The sequence below is a fragment of the Paenibacillus sp. Marseille-Q4541 genome (genome assembly GCF_018310695.1).
In the GTDB taxonomy this organism is placed as follows: Bacteria; Bacillota; Bacilli; order Paenibacillales; family Paenibacillaceae; genus Paenibacillus.
In genome coordinates, this window is sequence record NZ_JAGXCY010000076.1 from 1 (window position 1) to 1,916 (window position 1,916).

The following is a 1,916-nucleotide window of genomic DNA, read 5'->3' on the forward strand; positions in this document are numbered from 1 at the left end:
AAGCGACGCCTCTACAACGTTTAGGCCAAGCTATTGATATTGCCCAAGCAGCACTGTTCCTAGCTTCTGACGATTCTTCCTACATTACAGGATCTGAGCTAGTTATTGATGGTGGATTCTCAGCACAATAACGTGTTAGTAGATAACGACAGCCTTTCATTTTAATGAGGGCTGTCGTTTTTTATTTTTGAATTGTATTTCGTATAACTGCTAGACCCCTCTGCTAGTTTTCAGTTAACTTCCACCCACGAAAATCGTCTGCATCAAAATTTGTACCCTGACAGTTAGGTCACTTCTGAGGCTTTCCAGATTCTACTCAAGTTTCTTCCTATGACCGCGGCTTTCTTCTTGTCCAACCGTATAAAGCAAATAATAGAATAAACCATACGGGTGTTAGCAATAAGGCCGGGCGTGTTTCTTCAGCAATTAGCATAATCATGAGAATAACAGCAAATAACGATAAGACAACATAATTAATGAATGGAGTAAACGGCGCTTTAAATTTTGATTTTGCCTGTAATTGCGGACGTGTCCTCTTATACTTTACATGGCACACGAGCACCACACCCCAGACCCAGATAAAACAAATGGCACTAATCGTTGTCACGATTCCGAAGGCTTGTTCCGGAATGAGCTTACTCAACAGAGCCCCCACGAGTAGGACCAGCGTAGATATCAATAATCCGTTTCTTGGCACATGATTTTTATTCAGTTTTGCAAAACGAGATGGAGCCTGTTTCTTATTTCCCAAACTATATAAGATTCTACTTGTGGAGAACATGCCACTGTTACAAGCAGAAGCGGCTGAAGTTAATACGACAAAATTAATAATTCCTGCGGCAATAGGAATTCCCACTAGACTAAACGTTTTAACAAATGGGCTCTCTGTTGGACTTAGCTCTGTCCAGGGATTAATGCATAATAGCGCAATAATGGCACCCACATAGAAAAATAGAATTCGCAAAGGAATTTTATTGATGGCCGATGGGATATTTTTTTGTGGATCAGATGTTTCCGCTGCGGATACACCTACTAATTCCACACCGACAAATGCAAATACAACCATTTGGAATGAAAGTAGGAAGCCAGTTATTCCGTTCGGAAACATTCCCCCATGTTCCCAAATATTTTTGACCGTTACCATTCCTGTATCTGTTTTGAATCCGATCACGAGCAAGATAACCCCAAGTACAATTAATCCGAGAATCGTCACTACCTTAATTAACGCAAACCAAAATTCCAATTCTCCAAAATATTTAACCGTTAACAGATTGAGTCCTAGTAAAATGATTAGGCAGATGACCTCGGGTATCCATTGCGGGATATCGAACCAATATTGCACATACACCCCAACAGCAATAATATCGGCCATCGCCGTCATAATCCAACAGAACCAATACGTCCATCCCGTTACAAACGCTACTCGCGGCCCAAGATAGTCTTCGGCAATATCGGTGAAAGACTGATATCCTGCTTTAGACAACAAGAGTTCTCCTAGTGCCCTCATCACAAAAAATATAGCGATCCCCACGATAAGATAAGTAAAGATGATGGATGGTCCTGCTAGTTGTATCGCTTTACCGGATCCTAAAAATAATCCCGTACCAATCGTTCCGCCAATTGCAATAAGTTGAACATGCCGATTTGCTAAATCTCTCTTTAATTCTTGCTGTGCCATACCTAGTTCCCCTTTAAAATCAAATAAATCCTTACTGATGAAACGTTGTTTAGAAAAAATGCCAATAAAAAAAGAGATTGGATGATCTCCAATCTCATGGTCATAAAAAGTAATAAATATAATTTGTTATTCTAAATATTATAAACATAACAAAAAAATGATTTAGTACTCTTTTGTCCTTTTGCCTGAGATTGTGAACCCTTCGGCGCCATGGAATTCCCATGGTCTCTCCAGAAGC

Annotated in this window: 2 protein-coding genes and 1 riboswitch; of the genes, one reads left to right on the top strand and one right to left on the bottom strand. The window is 40.0% G+C overall.

Going from position 1 to position 1,916, the window contains the following annotated elements; translation table 11 throughout:
• Window positions 1-131, top strand: a 131-nt coding sequence (locus KFT32_RS27080; RefSeq protein WP_211750457.1) for an SDR family oxidoreductase, incomplete at its 5' end; no start/stop codon positions are given.
• A 197-nt stretch (window positions 132-328) separates the two neighbouring features.
• Here KFT32_RS27080 and KFT32_RS27085 read toward each other — a convergent pair.
• Entirely contained in the window at window positions 329-1,678 is a 1,350-nt protein-coding gene (locus KFT32_RS27085; RefSeq protein ID WP_211750456.1) for an amino acid permease, read from the bottom strand.
• 163 nt (window positions 1,679-1,841) lie between these two features.
• Window positions 1,842-1,916: riboswitch (glycine riboswitch) on the bottom strand. This riboswitch is flagged as partial in the annotation.

Coding starts and splice junctions, on each gene's coding strand:
- KFT32_RS27085 (WP_211750456.1), bottom strand. CDS start 1,678: ATGGCACAGCAAGAATTAAAGAGAGATTTAGCAAATCGGCATGTTCAA.